Annotated in this window: 4 protein-coding genes; 1 reads left to right on the forward strand and 3 read right to left on the reverse strand. The window is 67.2% G+C overall.

Features of this window, described 5'->3' with window-relative positions:
• Positions 1-377: 377 nt before the first annotated feature.
• Positions 378-941 carry an AAA family ATPase gene (locus tag QH470_RS22185; protein WP_280274278.1) on the reverse strand — a complete coding sequence of 188 codons (564 nt, stop codon included), beginning with the start codon at positions 939-941 and terminating at the stop codon, positions 378-380.
• A 168-nt stretch (positions 942-1109) separates the two neighbouring features.
• Here QH470_RS22185 and QH470_RS22190 point away from each other — a divergent pair, with 168 nt between their 5' ends.
• Positions 1110-1526 carry a VOC family protein gene (locus QH470_RS22190; protein WP_280274279.1) on the forward strand — a complete coding sequence of 139 codons (417 nt, stop codon included), beginning with the start codon at positions 1110-1112 and terminating at the stop codon, positions 1524-1526.
• Between the two features lie 6 nt (positions 1527-1532).
• Here QH470_RS22190 and QH470_RS22195 read toward each other — a convergent pair whose 3' ends face one another.
• Both QH470_RS22195 and QH470_RS22200 read right to left on the reverse strand, forming a co-directional pair.
• Complete coding sequence (locus QH470_RS22195; protein WP_280274280.1) at positions 1533-2531, reverse strand: sigma-70 family RNA polymerase sigma factor; 999 nt, start codon at positions 2529-2531, stop codon at positions 1533-1535.
• A 117-nt stretch (positions 2532-2648) separates the two neighbouring features.
• The gene (locus QH470_RS22200) at positions 2649-4295 is read right to left on the reverse strand and encodes an acyl-CoA synthetase (RefSeq protein WP_280274281.1); all 1647 of its coding nucleotides are present in this window, start codon (positions 4293-4295) and stop codon (positions 2649-2651) included.
• Positions 4296-4511: the final 216 nt, after the last annotated feature.

Here is a 4511-nt window from a genome sequence, read left to right on the forward strand (position 1 = left end):
GGCTCCTTCGTCGCTTCGCAGCGGCACCCGAAAACCGAGACGCGCCGAAAACTTACGGGGTTGGCGTGCTACAGGGGAAGTTTTTGGCGGAGGGGGTTGGGTTGGGTGGGGATCTCACCGCTTGTGGGGAGCGGGGGTGGACCTGAGTTGGTGACCAGCGGTCTGGGGATCTCACCGGCTGTGGGGGGCGGGGCGAACCGGGGCGGCGACAAGCGATCTGGGGATCTCACCGGTTGTGGGATCGGGGGCCAACCCGGCGCGGCGACAAGCGATCTGAGAATCTCACTGGCTGTGGGGGCCGGGGCGAACCCGGAGCGGGGACTACCGGTCTGAGGATCTCACCGGCTCTGGGGGCCGGGGTGAAGCTGGGACGGGGGCTAGGGGTTTGCGGGTGGGATGGGTTTGGCGCGGGTGAGGATCTCGTCCACTGTCTGGTTTACGGTGAGGGTGGTGGTGTCTAGCCATAGGCCGGTGTGGGGGGTTTCGGTGTGTAGGGCGTGGTTCAGGGCGGTGACTGTGAAGGTGCCGTAGGCCTTTTTGGCGCGGGCGGCCTCTCGTTGTTCTACGGCTGCGGGTTGGGGGGCTAGTACTACGACGTAGAGCGGGCGGGTGTGGATTTGCTCGATCGTGTATGGCAGCCACTCGCCCAGCACTACGTCCTGTACGACGGCGGTGAAGCCTTGGGCCGCATAGGTGTCCGCCGTTTGGGCGGCCAGGCGGTGGCGTAGGCGCAGCTGTGCCAGGGCCTCGGGGCTCGGGTCGGGTGACATGGGGGCGGAGCCGCGCACTACGAATCGGCGGTAGGTGTCGCCGCGGATGTGTGCCGACCGATCGAAGCGCTCGGCAAGGGCCTGTGCCACAGTCGATTTGCCGGCCGCTTGGATGCCGGTGATCAGGTAGACCGCCGCGTCGCGGCCGCTGTTGTCGTCCGATTCGGTCATAGCCGGACGGTAACCGGGGAGCGCACCGCTGCGCACCCGAATATCTCGGGCGTGGCACCGCACGTCCGATAGTTCGTTACGGTTCGCAACCTTCCGATGAGTTTCCGCGGCCCGCGTCGTCGGAACGGATGTAGACGCACCCGACTGCGCCGTCGAAAGGGGCCCGCCATGGCCAGCAAGATGATTTTCCTGAACCTGCCCGTCAACGACCTGGACCGGTCCAAGTCCTTCTACGAGTCGCTGGGCTGGAAGGTGAATCAGGAGTTCACCGACGACAATGCCGCCTGCGTCGTCGTCGACGACAACATCTGCCTGATGCTGTTGGCGAAGCCGTTCTTCCAGACCTTCACCTCACGCCCGATCGCGGACACCGTGGCCGCCACCGGGTCGGTCTACGCGCTCTCGCTGGGCAGTACGCAGGAGGTCGACGCCCTGGCCTCGGCGGCACTGGCGGCCGGCGCCACCGAGGAGGTCGACGAGGCCAAGCGCGCCCAAGAGGCGCAGGTCGGCATGCACGGCCGCAGCTTCATCGATCCGGACGGGCACCACTGGGAGCCTTTCTGCATGGCGTACCCGGGCGCCTGACCCGGGCTACGCCCGCAGTTCCGGCGCCAGCCCGAACAGCGGGAACATGCGCTCGGTGTCCAGGAAGAAGTGCAGGCCGCTGATCTGGTCGCCGTCGAGTTCCAGCACGGTGATCGACCACGGCTGGTACACACCGGGTTCCGGGCCGGGCTTGTAGTGCCCGAAGGCGGGCAGGCCGTTGGCTCCCGCCAGCGGCACCATCTTCGACCCCCGGCACTCCTGACCGGTGGTGACCATGAACCGGGCGACGTTCTCCGGGCCCGAGACCCACAGCTCGAACGGCGGCATGGACAGCGCCACATCCTGTTTCAGCAGGGAGGTGAGGGTGTCCATGTCGTAGGCCTCGAAGGCCTGGACGAAGCCGTCGACCAGCCGGCGCTGCCGCTCGTCGGACTCGTCGTAGCCGCCCGACTCCTTCGGCTGCACCTTCGACATGGTGGCGCGGGCCCGCTGCAGGGCGCTGTTCACCGAGGCCGGCGACATCATCAGCATGTCGGCGGTCTCGTTGGCGGAGAAGCGCAGCACCTCGCGCATGATCAGGATCGCGCGCTGGGTGGCCGGGAGATGCTGCACGGCGGCCACGAACGCCAGCCGCAGCGAGTCCTTGGCAGTGGCGTGCTCGGCCGGGTCCGCCCCGAAGGCCATGCCGTTGGGGATGGGCTCGACCCAGACGTAATCCGGCTGCGCCGGGGGCAGTGGACTGTCGGGACTCGACGGGCCCGACAGGTCCATCGGCCGGGCCCGGCGCTGCGGCCCGTCCAGCATGTCCAGGCACACATTGGTGGTGATCTTGTACAACCACGACCGCAGGCTGGACCGGCCCTCGAACGAGTCGTACGCCTTCCACGCGCGGGTGAACGCGTCCTGGACGGCATCCTCGGCCTCGAACGAGGACCCCAGCATGCGGTAGGCGTAAGCGCACAGCTCTCGCCGGTAACCCTCGAATTGCTCCAGCACGTCGCGTGTGGCCTCGGATGCGGTGCCGGCGGAACTGCCCTTGCTCATGGAGACACTCTGGCACAGGGCACCGACAAGAAACACCCCAGCTTTGCCGGCTTTCACGTCTCAAACGTGACTTGGGTCACCGGCGTGCCATTCCGGACAAAACGGGCGTTCGCCCGCCTACTTGGTGGCCGGCGCCGGAGCGTCCTCGTCGGCGGGGCGGGACTCCGCGTGCGCGTGTGCCCACTTGTAGTCCGGCTTCCCGGCGGGCGAGCGCTTGATCTCGTCCACGAACCAGATGCTGCGCGGCTGCTTATAGGAGGAGATCTCCTGGGTCAGCACCGGTCGCAGTTCGTCGAGACCGGGCCGCTTGCCGGAACGGCACTGCACCACCGCCGCCACCCGCTGCCCCCAGCGCTCGTCGGGCACGCCGATGACCAGCGCGTCGAGGATCTCGGGGTGACACTTCAGCGCACCCTCGACCTCCTCGGGGTAGATCTTCTCACCGCCGCTGTTGATGCTCACCGAACCGCGGCCGAGCATGGTGACCGAGCCGTCCTCCTCCACCCGGGCGAAGTCGCCGGGGATGGAGTAGCGGGTGCCGTTGAACTCCTTGAACGTCGCCGCCGTCTTGACCGGGTCGTTGTAGTAGCCCACCGGGATATGCCCCTTGCGGGCGAGCAGCCCCACCTGCCCGGAACCGGGAACCACCGGATTCCCGCTCTCGTCGAGCACCTCGGTGGACGCGTCGATCTTCACCCGCGGGCCGCCGGTGTGGGTGGCGCCCTTGGACACCACGGACAGACCGCCGAAGCCGGTCTCGGAGGAACCGATCGAGTCGGTGATCATGGTGTTCGGCAGCAGCTCGATGAACTCGTCCTTGAGCGTGGGCGAGAACAGCGCCGCGCTGCTGGCCATCGCCCACAGGTTCGAATGCTGGTAGGGCTCACCGGTTTCCGGGTTTCCGGCCTTGAGCGCGTCGAGCATCGGCCGGGCCATGGCGTCACCGGTGATGAAGATCAGGTTGATGTTGTGGCGGTCGATCGCCTGCCACACGCCGTGCCCGCTGAACTCCGGCAGCATGATGGTCTTGCCGCCGTCGAACAGACCGTGGAACGTCGCCGTCTGCGAACCGCCGTGAATCATCGGCGGGATCGGGTAGCGCACCATGGGCGGGTTGCCCGCGCCGGCCTTGGCCTGCTGCCACTCGTCCTGGACGTATTCGCCGGTGACGAAGTTGATGCCGCCGCCGAGTACCCGCCACCAGTCCTCGTGCCGCCACATCACGCCCTTGGGCATGCCGGTGGTGCCGCCGGTGTAGAGCATGAAGATGTCGTCGGGCGAGCGATCGCCGAAGTCGCGTTCGCCCCGCGAGGCCGCCAGCGCCGCCTCGTACTCCGCGGAGTCGGCGGCGGTGGGAGCGTCGGTGCCGTCATCGACGACCAGCACGGTGCGCAGCTTCGGGGTGTTCGCCCGCACGGCGGCCACCTTGTCGGAGTATCGCCGCTCGTGAATGAGGGCGACCATGTCCGAGTTGTCGAAGATGTATTGCAACTCGTTCTCGACGTACCGGAAGTTGATGTTGATCATCACCGCCCGCGCCTTGAACACCGCCACCATGGCCTCGACGGCCTCGATGGTGTTGCGCGAGTAGATGCCGACCTTGTCCCCCGGCCCGACACCCTGTTCCTGCAGGTAGTGCGCGAGACGGTTGGTCCGGTCCTCCAGCTGGGCGTACGTCACCGAGCGGGTGTCGTCAGCCAGAGCGACGCGGTCCGGCACGAGGTCGACGGTGTGTTCGACAAGGTCCGCTATGTTGTAGCTCACAGGACAAAAATAGAACGTGTTCTTGGTCCTGACAAGACTCAATTTACACCGTTTACGAATTCACCCGAGACAATAGCGCGCGCCCGCCGTCGCGTCTGCGGAACGGCGAAACAGGTCATGGTGCAACGACTTTCGCCCGCCCCCCGCCCCCGGCCGGGGGGGGGGGGGGGGGGGGGGCCGCCCATGGCGTGACAAAAAAGGGGCCGCGGGGGGGGG

It is taken from the genome of Nocardia wallacei, assembly GCF_029868745.1.
Classification (GTDB): Bacteria; Actinomycetota; Actinomycetes; order Mycobacteriales; family Mycobacteriaceae; genus Nocardia; species Nocardia wallacei_B.

What these genes read in the sequence shown, in the direction of transcription:
- QH470_RS22185 (WP_280274278.1), bottom strand. Translation starts at nt 941, where the DNA reads ATGACCGAATCGGACGACAACAGCGGCCGCGACGCGGCGGTCTACCTG.
- QH470_RS22190 (WP_280274279.1), top strand. Translation starts at nt 1,110, where the DNA reads ATGGCCAGCAAGATGATTTTCCTGAACCTGCCCGTCAACGACCTGGAC.
- QH470_RS22195 (WP_280274280.1), bottom strand. Translation starts at nt 2,531, where the DNA reads ATGAGCAAGGGCAGTTCCGCCGGCACCGCATCCGAGGCCACACGCGAC.